Genomic DNA, 17,285 nt, shown 5'->3' with positions numbered 1-17,285 from the left:
TTTCATTAAACATCTTAATATTCACTAACCAAACTAAATTATCTTGATTTCACCAATAGAAAACGAAATTGTTAGCTTACTAAAAAATGGCGATAAAAAAGCCATTAATTTACTTTATGAATATTATGCTGATGCCATTTATGGCGTTATTTTAAAAATAATTACAAATGAGGAAATAGCTCAAGATGTTTTACAAGAAAGTTTTGTTAAAATCTGGAAAAACTCCAAAAAATATGACCCTGGTAAAGCAAAATTATTCACATGGCTTTATAGAATAGCTTACAATACAGCTATTGACAAGGTTAGATCATTAAAAAATAAGAATACTAACGAAGTCCAGATTGAAACCTCATCCGTATATAGAATAACATCAAACGAATTGAATCAAGATGTTTTAGACATCCAAAAGCATTTAAGTAGTTTAGATGAGAAGTACCAAATTGTGTTAAACGCCTTGTTTTTTGAAGGTATGACACAACAAGAAGCAAGTGAAGAATTAGATATTCCACTTGGAACAATAAAATCAAGATTAAAAATTGGATTACGTGAATTGAAAAAAATTTACAATCCTTAATAAATAACGTCATGAATGAGAAAATAATTACTTTTTTAAATTCTGGCCTATTAGAAAAATATCTATTAGGAGGAACTTCTATTGAAGAAACTCAACAAATCGAGTCTTATATTGCTAGACATCCAGAAGTAGAAAATGCATATAATACTTTGCAGTTTAATTTAGAAGTTGTAGCTAAAACTAATGCTGTAGAAGCTCCAAAAAATATTCTGAATAATATTTTAGAAGAGCTTGATGAAAAACCTGTAATACAATTGAACACTACAAAAAAGTATAAAAAGTGGCATCAACTTAGTATAGCAGCAAGCATAGCCGCATTAATTTTTGCTGGACAATCATATTATCTTCATGATAAAAATCAAAAACTATCAGAAGAAAACCAAGTGGTTGTTGATGAAATTTTTGATTTACGAAGTGATATTGAAAACAATAACAAAAAGTTAGATGCCGTTATGCAACAATTTAAAGAGCTTAACGACCCTAATACTTATAAGTACATTATGCAGGGAAATAGTAGAGCAAAAAACTTAAAAACCGTTGCCTACATAAACCCTAAAGAAAAAACATCTATGATTGATGTTGTAGCTTTACCACAATTACCCGAAGAACAATGCTATCAAATTTGGGCTGAACTTCAAGGAAAAATGGTGAGTTTAGGTATTTTAAGTGAAACCGACAGACAACTTAGAGCTATTCCTTATACCGAAGATGCCCTTGGTTTAAATATTACTATTGAACCTAAAGGAGGAAATACAGTTGCTTCACTAGAAAATTCAGTAGCAGAAATACATTTAAAATAAATTAAGAAAATCCATAAAAAAAGAGCCTCATTTTAAAATTAAAATGAGGCTCTTTTTTATTCTGAAAATATTTATTCTTTATCAAAAAGTGCTTTATGAATCAATCCAGCTACAATTGCACCAGCTATTGGAGCTAACCAAAATAACCATAACTGACTAGTAAACTCTCCACCTGCAAATAACGCCTGACTAGTTGATCTAGCTGGGTTTACAGAAGTATTTGTTATAGGAATACTTATTAAGTGTATTAAGGTTAATGCTAAACCAATAGCTATTGGAGCAAATCCTTTTGGAGCTCTTTCATTGGTACTTCCTAAAATAACCAATAAGAAAAACGCTGTTAATACAAATTCAGCTATTAAAGCAGAAGCCATAGAATATCCACCAGGCGACAACTCACCATATCCATTAGCTGCAAAACCTCCAATATCAACAAAATCAGATTTTCCAGATATAATTAAATACAACACTCCGGCGGCAGCAATTGCACCAACCACTTGAGCTATTATATAACCCAATAAATCTTTGGCTGGAAACTTCCCTCCTGCCCATAAACCAAAAGATACCGCTGGATTAAAATGCCCTCCTGAAATGTGTCCTACAGCAAAAGCCATAGTTAATACTGTTAAACCAAATGCCAGTGCAACACCAGCAAAACCAATACCAAGTTCAGGAAATCCTGCAGCAAAAATGGCGCTTCCACAACCGCCAAAAACAAGCCAAAATGTTCCAAAAAATTCTGCGAATAATTTTTTCATATATTAAAAGTTTAATAGTTAGTATATTAAATATAAGAATTATTTGCTTTTAAGACACAAAAAATATTATTAGTCACTACAAATATCAAAAAGTTCATTTTTACAAGTATTTTATTCAAAAGCATTATCTTTGCAACAAATTATAATTAAAATGAAACTTCTTTTAATAACTATCGCTTTGTTAGGTTTAGGAATAGCTGGAATTGCTATTAAAATTTGGGCAAAAAAAGATGGTAAATTTGCGGGAACTTGTGCAAGTCAAAATCCAATGCTAAACAAAGATGGTCAGGCTTGTGGTTTTTGCGGAAAAACTCCTGACCAATTTAGTGAATGCAATGAGCCTAAACATTCCGCATAGTTTATGATATTGCTTGATTTTGTATTCTACATTTTTGTATTTGTAGTTTGTATTCAAGTTATTTTTTACATTTTTATCTTCGGAAAATTCGCATTTCTAAAATCAAAAAAAGGAAGTTCGAGTAATCTTCCAATATCCGTTATTGTTTGTGCTAAAAATGAAGCTGAAAATTTAAAGAAATTTTTGCCTTCAATAATTTCTCAGGTTTATCCAAGTTTTGAAATCATTTTAATAAATGATGCTTCAATAGATAAAACCTTAAAGGTTATGGAATCTTTTGCAAGTAAACATGACAATATAAAAATTGTTAACGTAAAAAACATTGAAGCTTTTTGGGGAAACAAAAAATATGCATTAACCCTTGGTATAAAAGTAGCCAAACATAACCACCTATTATTTACCGATGCCGATTGCAAACCTGTTTCTGAACATTGGATTTCTGAAATGTGCTCTCTTTTTGACGACACCAAAACCATTGTTTTAGGTTATGGAGCCTATAAAAAAATTAAAAAATCTTTTCTGAATAAGCTTATTCGATTTGAAACTTTAATGACAGCGATTCACTATTTTTCATTTGCCAAAATAGGTTTACCATATATGGGTGTTGGTAGAAATTTAGCCTATAAAAAAAGTGAATTCTTTAGTGCAAACGGATTTATTAGCCATATGAATGTTCGCTCTGGTGATGACGATTTGCTTATTAATCAAATTGCTACTGCAAAAAACACAGCCATTTGTTTTTCTCAAGAAAGTTTCACCAAATCCATTCCAGAAACCAAATTCAAAGATTGGTTTAACCAAAAAAGAAGACATATTTCAACGGCAAATTATTATAAACTAAAACACAAAATACTGCTTGCAAGTTTATATGTATCTCAACTGTTTTTCTGGATATTGGCTATAACTCTTCTAGCATTAACCTTTAAATGGAAAATTGTTCTTTCTTTATTTCTCTTTATATTTATCATTCAATACATTGTCATTGGTTTTTCAACAAAAAAAATAGGCGAAAAAGATACGCTTATCTTCCTTCCTTTTTTAGAAATCTTTTTAATTATTACACAATTAACTATCTTTATAAATAATCTTATTTCAAAACCAAATCATTGGAAATAAAAGAAGCTATTAAAAGAGCAAAGCTTAATGACCAGAAAGCATTTAATTATTTGTTGGATACTTTTTGGGATGACGTTTATGGTTTTCAATTAAAGCGTATAGAAAATGAAAATGATGCAGAAGATATAACTATTCAAACATTTTCAAAAGCCTTTGACAAAATTGAAACCTTTGATGACAATTTTAAGTTCAAAACATGGCTTATCACTATTTCAAAAAACATTCATATTGATTTATTGAGAAAAGAGAAAAACTATATTTCTCAAAGAAATTTTGATGATGAAGAAAAAACACTTCAAATTTTAGATGAAACTCCATCGGTTGAAGATACCTTAATAATTGAGCAGAATTTGGCAAAACTACTTCGTGATATTAAAAAATTGAATCCACATTATCAAGAAATCATAAACTTAAGATACTTTCAAGAATTAAGCTACAAAGAGATTTCGAAGCAGCTAAACGAACCGATGAATAACGTGAAAGTTAAATTATTAAGAGCAAAAAAATTACTTGCAGAAATTATTAAAAAATCTTAATGATTAACAAAATTAAAAACTTAGGTCCAGGTTTATTATTTGCTGGTGCGGCAATTGGTGTATCACATTTAGTACAATCTACTAGAGCCGGTGCCGATTTTGGTTTAGGTTTACTTTGGGCTTTATTATTGGTTAATTTATTCAAGTATCCTTTTTTTCAATTTGGCCCAAGATATGCAACAGCAACGAGCGAAAGTTTACTAGATGGCTACAAAAAATTAGGCAAAGGTGTTTTAATGACTTACTATATTCTCAATATAGCTACTATGTTCACAATTCAAACAGCTGTAACCATTGTAACAGCTGGACTAGCCTCAACCCTATTTGGCAGTTTTATAAGTGTAGAAGTTTGGACAGTAATAATTCTTTTTATTTGTTTATCACTTCTAGTTGTAGGCAAATACAAATTGTTAGATAAGCTTATGAAAATAATTGTTCTTACGCTAACAATTAGTACAATTATAGCCGTTTATATGGCACTTTCAAATAACTCAAGTCCACTTTCATTCAAACAAATTCTTCCAAATGGCGGTTTGGAAATTGCTTTTTTAATTGCCTTTATGGGTTGGATGCCAGCTCCTTTGGATGTTTCTGTATGGCAATCTTTATGGACAATTGAAAAGAACAAAGACACTAAAAAATACAACACAAAATCAGCTCTGTTTGACTTTAATATTGGTTATCTAAGCACCATCATTATTGGTATTGGATTTCTTGCATTGGGAGCTTTAATAATGTTTAATAGTGGTGAAACATTTAGCATTTCTGCAGGGATTTTTTCTGGTCAATTAATAGATTTGTATACTAAAAGCTTAGGAAACTGGGCTCATTACATTATAGCTATTGCTGCTTTCACCACCATGTTCAGCACTACCATTACTACATTGGATGCTTCTCCTAGGGTAATGGACAGAACAACAGAATTATTATTTAAAAAGTCTTCAAAGCATGGTTATTTAATATGGATTCTTACATTAACCGTTGGAACCATCAGCATCTTTTTCTTTCTAGATTCTGAAATGGGAATGCTTATCAAAATTGCCACCATATTATCATTCATTACAGCACCATTCTATGCCATTATTAATTATAAACTCATATCAAGTGCCCATACACCAAAAGAATGGCGTCCATCTATACAACTACATATATTAAGTTGGTTAGGAATTATTTTCTTAATAGCATTTAGCATTTGGTATCTTACAACTTTATAAGACTTGTTTTAGAGAATACTTTGTATCTTTGTTGCTTTCTTTTTAAGCTATGGAAACAGAAATAATTTCAAATATATTACCAGAACATCAACCAAAACCAAAATGGTTAAGGGTGAAGTTGCCTACTGGAAAAAAATACACAGAACTTAGAGGTTTAGTAGATAAATATAAACTCAATACTATTTGTACGTCTGGAAGTTGCCCAAATATGGGAGAATGTTGGGGAGAAGGAACAGCAACTTTCATGATTTTAGGTAATATTTGTACACGTTCCTGTGGATTTTGTGGAGTTAAAACGGGAAGACCTGAAAGTATAGATTGGGATGAACCAGAAAAAGTAGCACGTTCTATAAAACTCATGAACATTAAACATGCCGTTTTAACCAGTGTTGATAGAGATGATTTAAAAGATATGGGAAGCATTTTGTGGGCAGAAACTGTAAAATCTGTTAGAAGAATGAACCCTGAAACCACATTAGAAACCCTTATTCCTGATTTTCAAGGTGTTGAACAACATATTGACAGAATTCTTAATGTTGCTCCCGAAGTTGTTTCTCATAATATTGAAACCGTTAGACGTTTAACACGTGAAGTAAGAATACAAGCTAAATATGACAGAAGTCTTGGCGTTTTAAAATATTTAAAGCAACAAGGTCAAAACAGAACCAAATCTGGTATCATGTTAGGACTTGGAGAAACCAGAGAAGAAGTGATTGAAACACTACATGATTTAAAAGCTAGTGATGTTGATGTGGTAACAATTGGACAATACTTACAACCTAGTAAAAAACATTTACCTGTAAAACAATTTATCAATCCAGATCAGTTTAAAGAATTTGAAGAAATAGGTTTGAGTCTTGGTTTCCGTCATGTTGAAAGTAGTGCACTTGTGCGTTCATCATACAGAGCTCAAAAACACATTCTTTAGTTATGATTAATGTGGCCATCAATGGTTTTGGCAGAATAGGTCGTCGTGTATTTAGATTAATTCAAAACTATAAAAACATTCAAGTAGTTGCTATTAATGATCTGGCGAATGCTAAAACTTTAAGTCATTTACTTAAGTATGATAGTATTCATGGCATTTTTAATGGACAAGTTTCATGCGATGAAAATCATATAATTGTTAATAATTATTCTGTACAACTACTAAATCATAAACACCCAAAAGACATTAATTGGAAACCATATAATGTTGATTTTGTAATAGAGTCATCAGGTAAGTTTAAAACAACTTCAGATTTAAAATACCATTTAAACAATGGTGCAAGACAAGTAATATTAAGCGTTCCTCCGATAGATGAAACTATCAAAACCATTGTTCTTGGTGTAAATGACGGCTCTATTGATGGCTTTGAACAAATTATTTCAAATGCTTCTTGCACAACAAATAATGCTGCACCTATGATTGATATTATTAATAAACTATGTGGCATCAATCAAGCTTACATTACAACAATCCATTCTTATACTACAGACCAAAGTTTGCACGATCAACCTCATCCAGATTTAAGAAGAGCAAGAGCAGCCGGACAATCTATTGTACCCACAACTACAGGAGCTGCAAAAGCTTTAACAAAAATTTTCCCAGAACTGTCTAGTGTTATTGGTGGTTGTGGCATTAGAGTTCCTGTGGCAAATGGTTCACTAACTGATATTACTTTTAATGTAAAACGTAGTGTAACCATTGAAGAAATTAATAATGCTTTTAAATTTGCTTCAGAAAATCAATATAAAGGTATTTTAGAATATACTGAAGACCCAATAGTTTCAATTGATATTGTTGGAAATTTACATTCATGTATCTTTGATTCTCAAATGACTTCTGTGATAGGAAATATGGTAAAAATAATCGGTTGGTACGATAATGAAAGTGGATATTCGAGTCGAATTATTGATTTATTATGTAATTTGTCGGTAAAAAGTAGCGTTTTATCGAAAAAATAATTATATTTGTCGATATAAGTGAAACATATGACCCAAATTTCCAAACTCATACTAGCCATTTTTATGTTGTTGTCTCTCAGTGTGTCATCACAAAATTCTATTGAGAAAGACCCTGAAATACTTCAAAACACCATAAATTATCGTATAACTCAATCAGAATACGATATTGATAAATTTAATTATTTTGAAGCACAGAATAAGCTTGATGAAGCCTTAGAAATAGCTCAACAAATTGATGATAAACAAAGTATTGGGCTTATTTATTCTAAAAAAGGAAAACTGCAGCTTATTATTGAAGAGTTAGACGAAGCAATTATTTCAATCAACAAAGCTATTGAAGTTCAGCGTTTTACAAAAGATAATGCTAATCTTGCAAATTCATACAAAACATTTGGAGATATTTATAAAAGCAAAAAAAATTATAAACTAGCAATAGATTATTATATTTCTGCTCAAACACTTTTTGAACAAGAAGGGTTAAAAAACAATTTAGCCGATGTTTTGTTAAGTGAAGGAGAAACCTATATTAAACTAAAAGACTTTAATAAAGCTCGATCGCTTATTGAACAATCTTTTGCTTTAGCTAAAAGAATTAATTTACCCAAAATTGAAAGTAGTGCACTCATAAATCATGGAAAAGTTTATAGCGCTTTAGGAGATCAAGAAAAGGCATTATCTTATACAAATGAAGGTATAAAATTGGCCAAAAAGAATAATTACGGAGACATTTTAAACGAAGGCTACTTAGTGTTTAGTGATATTACACAAAGTATTGGAGATTATAAACTTTCTAATGAATATTTAAGAAATCATCTAAATCTTTCTGATTCTCTTAGGAAAATTAAAAGAGAAAATTTATCTCCAGATAAAAAAGTTCAGTTTTTAATTAATGACCAAATAGAGAACAGTAAAAGACAGGAAGAGGAAATAAAAGAAGCAAAAAGCAAAAATGATTTAAGCACTCTAATTTCAATATTAAGTGTTGCTTTAATAACAATTCTATCATTATTAACACTCTCGTTATATAAAAACAATAATATTAGATTAAAAACCAATAATATGCTCCATAAAAAAAATGCGGAACTTATTATTGCAAAAGAAAAAGCTGAATTAGCATCAAAAACAAAGGCCAATTTCTTGTCTACAGTAACACATGAATTACGTACACCTCTTTATGCCGTAACAGGTTTAAGCAATATGTTACTTGAAGAAAATCCAAGACCAGAACAAGTTCAGCATTTAAAATCTCTTAAATTTTCAGGTGATTACTTGCTTACTTTCATTAATGATATCTTACAAATCAATAAAATTGAAGCGAACAAAGTTGAAATTGATCCGGAATCTTTCAACCTTAAAAAGAAAATAAATAATATCATTTTAGCATTAAATAACTCGGCATTAGATAATAATACTAAGCTTCATTTAGAATATGAAAAAGGTCTTCCTGAAAACTTTATAGCAGATCAATTGAAGATTTCACAAATATTAATTAACCTGATTGGTAACTCAATTAAGTTTACAAAAGATGGTGATATTTGGATAAGAGTTAATAAAATAAACGAAGAAAATAACATTTTTAACTTACGCTTTGAAGTTGAAGATAATGGTATAGGTATAAGTCAAGAGAAACAAGAAAACATGTTTGAAAGTTTCTCTCAAGGATCTATCCAAATTAACAGAAAATACGGAGGAACTGGTTTAGGTTTATCAATAGTAAAAGGACTTATAGAAATTTTAAAAGGAAAAATTTATCTAAAAAGTGAATTAGATAAAGGAAGTACATTTTATTTTGAAATTCCTTTAAAATATACTGACCAAGAAGTTTTGGAAACCGGTCCTAAACAATTTAATGAAGCTAAAGAATTAGATTTATCAAAAGTTAAGGTTTTAGTAGTTGAAGACAATAAAATAAACCAAATGATCACTAAGAAGATTTTAACTAAAATGGAACTTAGTTGTGATGTTGTTGATAATGGTGAATCGGCAGTTGACATGGTTAAAACCAACAATTATGATATTGTTTTAATGGATATTCACATGCCTGGAATAAGTGGTATTGAAGCAACAAAAATCATTAGAACTTTTGATAAACAATTAACCATTTTTGCTTTAACAGCTGTAACCATTGAAGATAAAATGCATGAGTTTGATGAAGCTGGATTTACAGATATTATTCCAAAACCTTTCAAACAAGAAGAATTTGAGAAAAAACTGTTTAACGCACTTTCGTCCAATAAATCAGCTACATCTTAGAAGTTACAAATTTCTTTACTAAAGCATTAAACTTATCAGATTCACTAATACTTACAGTTATTGGTAAATAGAATAACTTATCTTTTAAAGAGGGAAAACTTTGCAATCTCATAAAGTCCTTTTCTGTAGTTAAGATTAGATCTTTTTTACATAACTCATCAATATCACTTTCTGAAAAATCATAATGGTCTTGAAAATTCAAATGTTCAAACTTCAAATGTTTGCTTTTCAAAAAATCAACCAATGGCTGTGCATTTGCGATACCAGTTACTAAAGTAAATTCATTTAGTTCAACAAGACTCTTTTCATTTACATTAGATTTTACAAAACTTGAATACTCAATATTACTAAAGAAAACTTTTTGATAATCTAAAGGATTAATCCTTTTAATAATAGTATTCTTCTCTGTTTCATCTAAATTTTTAGGACATTTAGTAATTACAATAATGTTAGCTCTTTTGTAACCATTTCTTGATTCTCTTAAATTTCCCGCAGGCAAAACATAATCGTCAATAAAAAGCGCATTATAAGTAGTTAGCAAAATGTTAAGTCCAGCTTTAATTTTTCTATGCTGAAAGGCATCATCCAATAAAATAACTTCAGGAGATTTCTTTAATGACTTCAATCTATTTATGCCATTTACTCTATCAGAATCAACGGCAACTTGAATTTTATCTTTGAATTTTGAAAAAAACTGAAAAGGTTCATCGCCTATAGTTTCAGAGGTTGCAGTTAAATCTGCCAATTGAAAACCTTTTGTTTTTCTTTTATAACCTCGGCTTAAGGTTGCAATCGAATAATCCTCTTTAAGTAATTCAATTAAATATTCAATCATGGGTGTTTTTCCTGTACCACCAACACTTAAATTACCAACACAAATAACAGGAAAATCAAAAGAAACAGATTTTTTAATACCTAAATCATACAATTTATTTCGTAGCCAAGTAACTGAATAGTAAACGGGAACAAAAGGGAAAAATAATTTTCTATAAAATTTCACTTGTTTAAATTGGCTTTAAAAAATCATTAAAAGACAAAGTAAAGACTATTTTTTTAAATGTCTTCATGTCATCAATTGAAAATAAAAAGTTCTTTTCAAACTAAATCTTTTATCTTTGATATTAAACAATACACACTATGATTATACAAGATGTTATTAATCATTTAGAAGATTTTGCGCCTTTAAGCTATGCAGAAGATTTTGATAATGTTGGGTTGTTAGTAGGCAACAAAAATGAAAAACTGACTGGTATTTTAGTAACATTAGACACTCTTGAAGAAGTAGTAGATGAAGCCATTGCCGAAAACTGTAATCTTATTGTAAGTTTTCATCCAATCATTTTTAAAGGTTTAAAAAAAATAACGGGAAAAACATATGTTGAGCGTGTAGTTTTAAAAGCAATAAAACATGACATTGCCATTTATGCTATCCATACCGCTTTAGACAATTCATTTCAAGGAGTTAATGATGCTATTTGTAATCAACTAGAGTTAATTAATAAACAAATACTCATACCTCAAGTTCAAACCATAAAAAAACTAACAACTTTTGTTCCTAAAAATGAAGCCGAACAATTAAGGACTGCTCTTTTTAAAGCTGGTGCAGGTAGTATAGGGAATTATTCAGATTGTAGTTTTAATGTTGAAGGCATTGGAACTTTTAAAGGCAATGAACTGTCTTCACCTACAAAAGGTAAAAAAGGGAGTATTCATAAAGAAGAAGAAACACAAATATCAGTTACCTATGCAAAACATTTAGAAGCAAAAATTTTAAAGACGCTTTTCAAAACACATTCTTATGAAGAAGTTGCCTATGAAATAACAACACTTGAAAATAAAAATCAACATATTGGAATGGGAATGATTGGTGAATTAAAAGAATCTATGGATGAAATTGCTTTTTTTAACTATTTAAAAACAAAAATGAATACCACTCACGTTAGGCACTCAACTTTATTAAGCAAGCCAGTTAAAAAAATTGCTGTTTTAGGAGGTTCTGGAAGTTTTGCAATTGAAGCAGCCAAATCATATGGTGCTCAGGTATTTATAACAGCAGATTTAAAATATCATGACTTTTTTACAGCTGAAAATGATATCATTTTAGCTGATATTGGACATTTTGAAAGCGAACAATTCACAAAAAAAATTTTAGTAGCATATCTTACGAAAAAAATTACTAATTTTGCAGTCGTTTTATCAAAGACACATACCAATCCTGTTAAGTATTTTTAAAGTATGACTAAAAAGAAAGAAGTAACTGTTGAAGAGCGTTTAAGAGCTTTATATGACTTACAACTTATAGATTCTCGCATAGATGAAATAAGAAATGTTAGAGGAGAACTTCCATTAGAAGTTCGTGATTTAGAAGATGAAGTTGCTGGACTAAGCACTAGATTAGAAAAACTTGTATCTAGTTTAGAAGTGATTGACAATGAAATTATTGCTAAGAAAAATTTAATGGAAGAAGCAAAATCTTTAATTAAAAAATATAGCGAACAACAAAAAAATGTTAGAAATAACAGAGAATTCAATTCATTAACTAAAGAAGTAGAATTTCAAGAGTTAGAAATTGAATTGGCTGAAAAACACATAAAAGAATTCAGGGTTCAAATTGAACAAAAGAAAGAAGTGATTGCTGAAACTAAAGAGCGTTTAAAAGAACGTGAAAATCACTTAAAACACAAAAAAGGTGAACTTGATGCTATTTTAGCTGAAACTGAAAAAGAAGAGCAAGCATTAATTGCTAAATCACAGGATTACAAAGAAGAAATTGAAGATCGTTTAGTATCTGCTTATACAAGAATTCGTCAAAATGTAAAAAATGGATTAGCTGTAGTAGCTATTGAAAGAGGCGCATCTGGTGGTTCTTTCTTTACTATTCCACCACAAGTACAAGTTGAAATTGCTTCAAGAAAAAAAATCATTACAGATGAACATAGTGGAAGAATCCTTGTAGATGGAGTTCTTGCCAACGAACAAAAAGAAAAAATGGAAAAGTTTTTTTCTAAACTTTAATCATTAAACCATATCCTTTAAAAGCCTTCATTTTTTGAAGGCTTTTTTATTTAATAAAAATTCACAAAATATAAATTAAGGTTTTTAAATTTAATACGTCTATAATAAAAACACTTTGTAGATATGAAAAAGCTAATGCCTATTTTTTTTATTTTTTTAATGTTTAGTTGTCAAAACTCAGCACAAAATAACACTAAACAAAATGCTGTTATAAACGCTAAACCAGTTGAAGTAAAATTGGAGAACGGAAAAGCTAAAGCTTATTTTTCAAGTGGTTGTTTTTGGTGTGTAGAAGCCATTTATGAAAGTGTAAAAGGCGTAAGTGAAGTTATTAACGGGTATTCTGGCGGACATACTAATAACCCAACTTACGAAGACAGTAACACAGGAAGAACTGGTCATGCAGAATCTGTTGAAGTTATTTACGACCCTAGAATAGTTAGTTTTTCAACACTTGTTGATGTTTACTTTGCATCTCAAAATCCAACACAAGTAAATGGACAAGGTCCAGACCATGGGACCCAATATCGTTCCATCATTTTTTATCAAAATGAAGAACAAAAAAATATCATAGAGTCTAAAAAAGCGGAGTTAGAAAAGAAACTTAATGCTGAAGTTGCTGCAGAAGTATATCCGTTTCAAAAATTCTGGAAAGCTGAAAATTATCATCAAAACTATGTAAAACTTCATCCTGAAAACAGATATGTACAAGGAGTATCTATACCACGTTTAAATAGATTTAAATCTAAATTCCCAGAATTATTAAAGGATAAGTCTTAACATTTTAGTTTCAGAATCTATGTTTTCTATCTTTGTTTAAAATCTATAAACAAATGAAAAAAATAACTTTCTTGCTTTTAATAATATTGACCAGCATTTCGTGTAAACAAAACAAAGAAACTCAACTTGAAATCAAGACCAAAACAGTTGCAGAAAAAATAGCTGATGCTAATGGTTTTGATAACTGGAAAAATATTTCAAAAATAGAATTCACATTTAATGTTGATAGAGATAGCAGTCATTTTGAACGCTCATGGAGTTGGAAACCAAAAACTGATGATATTATTTTAATATCTGACAAAGACACCATTTCTTATAATCGCAATTCGGTTGACAGCTTATCTTTAAATGCCGACAAAAGCTTTATCAATGACAAATATTGGTTGCTAGCACCTTTTCAATTATCTTGGGATACCGGAACAACCATTACAGAAGCTTCAAAAGCAGAAGCTCCAATCAGCAAAGCTTTGTTAAATAAAATCACTTTAACTTATCCTAATGAAGGTGGATATACACCAGGTGATGCTTACGATTTTTATTTTGGTGACGATTATTTAATTAAAGAATGGGTTTACAGGAAAGAGAACAGTGAAAAACCGTCATTGATTACTACTTGGGAAAACTATCAAGATTTTAATGGTATAAAATTAGGATTGAACCATAAAAAACCAGAAGGCAATTGGATGCTTTATTTTTCAAATGTAAAAGTTGAATAGAATTCATTTGATTAAAAAAACATCATTAAAAACATCTAAAACATATTTTCTAGACGTATATAAGTTATAAATTTTCCGCTTTACGCGTCTATATATATCAAAAGTGCTTCTGCAAAAGCTGAAGCACTTTTCTTTTTAAGTAGTCTTATATCCTTTAAATGCTTTCTTTACATAGGCTCTTTTACTTCCTAAGTTTTATCACTATCAGCATTTATAAAATAACTTAAAGCTCCAGAAGGACAATTTTTTACTTGATTAATTAAAGCCTCTGTTGATGCATTGTCAATTTTAATCCATGGCTTTTCTTTTGGTTTAAAAACATTCGGCAAACCTTTCACACAAATTGCGGAATGAATGCACTTTTCTGCATTCCAAACTATGGTTACTTCTCCGTTAGTATAATTCTTAGTATCGCTCATCTTACCACTTTTTTATAAATATACAAAAAATGAAATAACGCAATAACTATTATTTTTTGACTTCCTTTCTAAGTTTATAATTCCTATTTTTGTTAGGAACGATAAAACAAATTTACCTTGCTCAACTATAAATTAGAACTTGATTTTGCTTTGGAACAAGACCAAAAAGACGAATTATCAGCTTTCAGAAATAAATTTCACATCCCTAAAGACAAAAAGGGAAATGAATTGATTTATATGACAGGAAATTCATTGGGCTTACAACCAAAAACAACCAAAGCATATATAAATCAAGAACTTGAGGATTGGGCTAATTTAGGTGTTGAAGGTCATACGGAAGCAAAAAATCCTTGGTTAAAATATCATGAATTTTTAACGGAAAGTATGGCTAATATTGTTGGGGCAAAACCCATAGAAGTGGTTGTTATGAATACATTAACAGCTAATTTACATTTTATGATGGTTTCGTTTTACAAACCAACAAAAACACGTTATAAAATTTTAATAGAAGCTGATTCATTTCCATCTGATAAATATGCTATAGAGTCACAATTGCGCCATCATGGATTCGATGATAAAGAAGGTGTTATTTTATGGAAAGCTAGACAAGGTGAAGAATTAACTAATTATGATGATTTAGAAACCATTTTTGAAGCTCATGGTAATGAAATTGCTTTAGTTATGATAGGTGGTATAAACTATTATACTGGTCAATATTTCGATTTAAAACGAATTACAAAACTTGGTCACAAACACGGTTGCTTGGTTGGTTTTGATTGTGCACATGGCGCTGGAAATGTGGAGCTAAATCTACACGATTCTGGAGCCGACTTTGCCGTTTGGTGCACTTACAAATATTTGAATTCTGGCCCAGGAAGTTTAGCAGGATGCTTTGTTCATGAACGACATGCTTATAATAAAAGCCTCAACCGATTTACTGGTTGGTGGAGCCATAATAAACAGACACGATTTAGAATGCGTGATGAATTTGACCAATTGCCTGGAGCTGAAGGTTGGCAATTAAGCAATCCTCCTATTTTATCAATGGCAGCCATAAAAGCATCTTTAGATATGTTTCAGGAAGTTGGCATGAAAAAATTGGTAAAAAAATCTAAAAACCTAACAGGCTATTTTGAGTTTTCAATTAACGAACTCAATAATGAGCATATCAAAATCATCACACCTAAAAATCCTGAAGAACGAGGTTGTCAGTTATCCATTCAAGTGAAAAATGCTGATAAATTGTTGCATCATAAATTAACAGAAGCTGGCATTATTAGCGACTGGAGAGAACCAGACGTAATAAGATGTGCACCTGTTCCTTTATATAATTCGTTTCAAGATGTGTATCATATGGTTAATAAATTGAAAGCTATCTTAAATGAATAAACAACAAAACATACTTGTCATTGGAGCCGGACTTTGTGGGTCACTTTTAGCTTTACGCCTTGGGCAAAGAGGCTATAATGTTACGGTTATTGAAAAACGCCCAGATTTGCGTAAAGTGGATATTAGTGCAGGTCGCTCAATCAATTTAGCTTTTTCAGATAGGGGAAATAAAGCCATGAAACTTGTTGGTCTTGAAGATAAAGTAAAATCACTTTGCATTCCAATGAATGGTAGAATGATTCATGACACTGAAGGCAACACATTTTTATCAAATTACAGCGGAAGAGATCATGAATATATCAATTCCATTTCTCGAGGAGACCTTAATGCGTTACTTTTAGATGAAGCCGAAAAACATGAAAATGTAAATATATACTTCAATAGAAAATGCAAATCTGTTGACTTTGAAAAAACGACAGCATTGTTTTATGATCACGACTCTAAAACAGATTTCATTGAAGATGCCGATGTTATTTTTGCAACAGATGGTGCCGGTTCTGTTATGAGAAAAAGCTATTATTTAGAAAAGAAATTCCTGTTTAGTTTTTCTCAAGATTACTTAACTCATGGTTATAAGGAGTTAACCATTTTACCAACAGAAACAGGCGATTATAAAACCTACAAAAATGCGCTTCATATCTGGCCTCGAGGGTCATTTATGATGATTGCGCTTCCAAATTTAGACGGCAGTTTTACGGTTACCTTATTTTTAAGTTTTGATGAAGGTGATTATAATTTCAATAGCTTAAACACTCCAGAAACAGTGACCGAATTCTTCAAAAAAGAATTCCCAGATGCTCTAGCCTTAATGCCAAATTTAGCAGATGACTTTTTTAAAAACCCGACATCTCCTTTAGGAACCGTAAAATGTTCTCCTTGGCACTTCAACGGAAACACGTTACTTATGGGTGATGCTGCGCATGCTATTGTTCCATTTTACGGTCAAGGAATGAATGCTTCTTTTGAAGATGTGGTTGAGTTTGATGCTGTTTTAAACAAACATAATAATCCAAGTTCTAAAAGTGATTGGGAAACTATTTTTAAGGACTATGAAAATACTCGTAAAAAAGATACAGATGCCATTGCCGATTTAGCCATTGATAATTTCCATGAAATGAAAGAACATGTCAACCATGATTTATTCAGGGAAAAGCGTCATTTAGAAATGGCTTTAGAAAAGAATTTTCCAGAGGAATATTCATCTAAATATTCTTTAGTAACTTTCAATGAACATATAGGATATAGAGATGCCATGTTAAAAGGAAGAGCACAAGACAAGGCCATTTTAAATATGTTAGCAGATAAAGAAATAGATTTAAATGGTGATTTAAGACATATTTTAGATAAAATAATCTCTGAAACTCAAGACATTCTTGATGAAGACAATATAGCTGGATTAAATAAATAATT

18 protein-coding genes are annotated in these 17,285 nt (G+C 30.4%); 15 read left to right on the top strand and 3 right to left on the bottom strand.

Annotated elements, in window-relative coordinates; genetic code table 11:
- Positions 1–43: 43 nt before the first annotated feature.
- Entirely contained in the window at positions 44–574 is a 531-nt protein-coding gene (locus tag V8G69_RS08295; protein ID WP_394881369.1) for an RNA polymerase sigma factor, read from the top strand.
- Positions 575–585: 11 nt separating this feature from the next.
- Positions 586–1,374, top strand: a complete 789-nt coding sequence (locus V8G69_RS08290) for an anti-sigma factor domain-containing protein (RefSeq protein WP_394881368.1) — start codon at positions 586–588, stop codon at positions 1,372–1,374.
- Between the two features lie 71 nt (positions 1,375–1,445).
- On the opposite strand, the gene aqpZ is transcribed toward V8G69_RS08290, so the two are convergent.
- Complete coding sequence (gene aqpZ / locus V8G69_RS08285; protein ID WP_394881367.1) at positions 1,446–2,132, bottom strand: aquaporin Z; 687 nt, start codon at positions 2,130–2,132, stop codon at positions 1,446–1,448.
- A 151-nt stretch (positions 2,133–2,283) separates the two neighbouring features.
- Between aqpZ and V8G69_RS08280 the strand changes: the two genes are divergently transcribed.
- Genes V8G69_RS08280 through V8G69_RS08250 form a run of 7 tightly spaced genes read left to right on the top strand, consistent with a single transcriptional unit; the run spans position 2,284 to position 9,556 of the window.
- Positions 2,284–2,490, top strand: coding sequence for a membrane or secreted protein (locus V8G69_RS08280; RefSeq protein WP_394881366.1), 207 nt, complete (start codon positions 2,284–2,286; stop codon positions 2,488–2,490).
- Positions 2,491–2,493: 3 nt separating this feature from the next.
- On the top strand, positions 2,494–3,606 hold the full coding sequence (locus V8G69_RS08275) for a glycosyltransferase (protein WP_394881365.1): 1,113 nt from the start codon (positions 2,494–2,496) through the stop codon (positions 3,604–3,606).
- Complete coding sequence (locus V8G69_RS08270; RefSeq protein ID WP_394881364.1) at positions 3,597–4,142, top strand: RNA polymerase sigma factor; 546 nt, start codon at positions 3,597–3,599, stop codon at positions 4,140–4,142. The genes V8G69_RS08275 and V8G69_RS08270 overlap by 10 nt, the downstream gene beginning before the upstream one ends.
- Entirely contained in the window at positions 4,142–5,356 is a 1,215-nt protein-coding gene (locus V8G69_RS08265; protein ID WP_394881363.1) for an NRAMP family divalent metal transporter, read from the top strand. Before V8G69_RS08270 ends, V8G69_RS08265 begins: the two co-directional genes overlap by 1 nt.
- 49 nt (positions 5,357–5,405) lie before the next feature.
- On the top strand, positions 5,406–6,284 hold the full coding sequence (gene lipA / locus V8G69_RS08260; RefSeq protein WP_394881362.1) for a lipoyl synthase: 879 nt from the start codon (positions 5,406–5,408) through the stop codon (positions 6,282–6,284).
- Between the two features lie 2 nt (positions 6,285–6,286).
- Positions 6,287–7,303: a type I glyceraldehyde-3-phosphate dehydrogenase gene (gene gap, locus V8G69_RS08255; protein WP_394881361.1), complete on the top strand. Its 1,017-nt coding sequence runs from the start codon at positions 6,287–6,289 to the stop codon at positions 7,301–7,303.
- A 27-nt stretch (positions 7,304–7,330) separates the two neighbouring features.
- Positions 7,331–9,556: an ATP-binding protein gene (locus tag V8G69_RS08250; protein ID WP_394881360.1), complete on the top strand. Its 2,226-nt coding sequence runs from the start codon at positions 7,331–7,333 to the stop codon at positions 9,554–9,556.
- Here V8G69_RS08250 and lpxK read toward each other — a convergent pair.
- Entirely contained in the window at positions 9,546–10,556 is a 1,011-nt protein-coding gene (gene lpxK / locus V8G69_RS08245) for a tetraacyldisaccharide 4'-kinase (protein WP_394881359.1), read from the bottom strand. The two genes, V8G69_RS08250 and lpxK, sit on opposite strands and share 11 nt — an antisense overlap.
- 137 nt (positions 10,557–10,693) lie before the next feature.
- On the opposite strand from lpxK, the gene V8G69_RS08240 reads away from it, so the two are divergent.
- The 4 genes from V8G69_RS08240 to V8G69_RS08225 all read left to right on the top strand — a co-directional run bounded on the left by V8G69_RS08240 (position 10,694) and on the right by V8G69_RS08225 (position 14,067).
- Positions 10,694–11,788 (top strand): Nif3-like dinuclear metal center hexameric protein, encoded by a 1,095-nt coding sequence (locus V8G69_RS08240; RefSeq protein ID WP_394881358.1) that lies wholly within the window; start codon positions 10,694–10,696, stop codon positions 11,786–11,788.
- Between the two features lie 3 nt (positions 11,789–11,791).
- Positions 11,792–12,571: a zinc ribbon domain-containing protein gene (locus tag V8G69_RS08235; protein ID WP_394881357.1), complete on the top strand. Its 780-nt coding sequence runs from the start codon at positions 11,792–11,794 to the stop codon at positions 12,569–12,571.
- A gap of 123 nt (positions 12,572–12,694) precedes the next feature.
- Positions 12,695–13,351, top strand: coding sequence for a peptide-methionine (S)-S-oxide reductase MsrA (msrA, locus tag V8G69_RS08230; RefSeq protein WP_394881356.1), 657 nt, complete (start codon positions 12,695–12,697; stop codon positions 13,349–13,351).
- A gap of 53 nt (positions 13,352–13,404) precedes the next feature.
- The gene (locus V8G69_RS08225; protein ID WP_394881355.1) at positions 13,405–14,067 is read left to right on the top strand and encodes a hypothetical protein; all 663 of its coding nucleotides are present in this window, start codon (positions 13,405–13,407) and stop codon (positions 14,065–14,067) included.
- A gap of 188 nt (positions 14,068–14,255) precedes the next feature.
- Here the strand turns inward: V8G69_RS08225 and V8G69_RS08220 are convergent, their stop codons facing one another.
- Entirely contained in the window at positions 14,256–14,486 is a 231-nt protein-coding gene (locus V8G69_RS08220; protein WP_394881354.1) for a (4Fe-4S)-binding protein, read from the bottom strand.
- Positions 14,487–14,603: 117 nt separating this feature from the next.
- On the opposite strand from V8G69_RS08220, the gene kynU reads away from it, so the two are divergent.
- A complete protein-coding gene (gene kynU / locus V8G69_RS08215) occupies positions 14,604–15,875 on the top strand; it encodes a kynureninase (RefSeq protein ID WP_394881353.1) in 1,272 nt (423 codons plus the stop codon).
- Positions 15,868–17,283, top strand: coding sequence for an FAD-dependent oxidoreductase (locus V8G69_RS08210; protein ID WP_394881352.1), 1,416 nt, complete (start codon positions 15,868–15,870; stop codon positions 17,281–17,283). The genes kynU and V8G69_RS08210 overlap by 8 nt, the downstream gene beginning before the upstream one ends.
- Positions 17,284–17,285 lie beyond the last annotated feature (2 nt).

Source organism: Gaetbulibacter sp. M235, assembly GCF_043876835.1.
GTDB lineage: Bacteria > Bacteroidota > Bacteroidia > Flavobacteriales > Flavobacteriaceae > Yeosuana.
The sequence above is the reverse complement of the archived record's forward strand: the minus strand, read 5'-3'. Positions and strand labels throughout refer to the sequence as shown.

What these genes read in the sequence shown, in the direction of transcription:
- V8G69_RS08290 (WP_394881368.1), top strand. Translation starts at nt 586, where the DNA reads ATGAATGAGAAAATAATTACTTTTTTAAATTCTGGCCTATTAGAAAAA.
- aqpZ (WP_394881367.1), bottom strand. Translation starts at nt 2,132, where the DNA reads ATGAAAAAATTATTCGCAGAATTTTTTGGAACATTTTGGCTTGTTTTT.
- V8G69_RS08280 (WP_394881366.1), top strand. Translation starts at nt 2,284, where the DNA reads ATGAAACTTCTTTTAATAACTATCGCTTTGTTAGGTTTAGGAATAGCT.
- V8G69_RS08275 (WP_394881365.1), top strand. Translation starts at nt 2,494, where the DNA reads ATGATATTGCTTGATTTTGTATTCTACATTTTTGTATTTGTAGTTTGT.
- V8G69_RS08265 (WP_394881363.1), top strand. Translation starts at nt 4,142, where the DNA reads ATGATTAACAAAATTAAAAACTTAGGTCCAGGTTTATTATTTGCTGGT.
- lipA (WP_394881362.1), top strand. Translation starts at nt 5,406, where the DNA reads ATGGAAACAGAAATAATTTCAAATATATTACCAGAACATCAACCAAAA.
- gap (WP_394881361.1), top strand. Translation starts at nt 6,287, where the DNA reads ATGATTAATGTGGCCATCAATGGTTTTGGCAGAATAGGTCGTCGTGTA.
- V8G69_RS08250 (WP_394881360.1), top strand. Translation starts at nt 7,331, where the DNA reads ATGACCCAAATTTCCAAACTCATACTAGCCATTTTTATGTTGTTGTCT.
- V8G69_RS08240 (WP_394881358.1), top strand. Translation starts at nt 10,694, where the DNA reads ATGATTATACAAGATGTTATTAATCATTTAGAAGATTTTGCGCCTTTA.
- V8G69_RS08235 (WP_394881357.1), top strand. Translation starts at nt 11,792, where the DNA reads ATGACTAAAAAGAAAGAAGTAACTGTTGAAGAGCGTTTAAGAGCTTTA.
- msrA (WP_394881356.1), top strand. Translation starts at nt 12,695, where the DNA reads ATGAAAAAGCTAATGCCTATTTTTTTTATTTTTTTAATGTTTAGTTGT.
- V8G69_RS08225 (WP_394881355.1), top strand. Translation starts at nt 13,405, where the DNA reads ATGAAAAAAATAACTTTCTTGCTTTTAATAATATTGACCAGCATTTCG.
- V8G69_RS08220 (WP_394881354.1), bottom strand. Translation starts at nt 14,486, where the DNA reads ATGAGCGATACTAAGAATTATACTAACGGAGAAGTAACCATAGTTTGG.
- V8G69_RS08210 (WP_394881352.1), top strand. Translation starts at nt 15,868, where the DNA reads ATGAATAAACAACAAAACATACTTGTCATTGGAGCCGGACTTTGTGGG.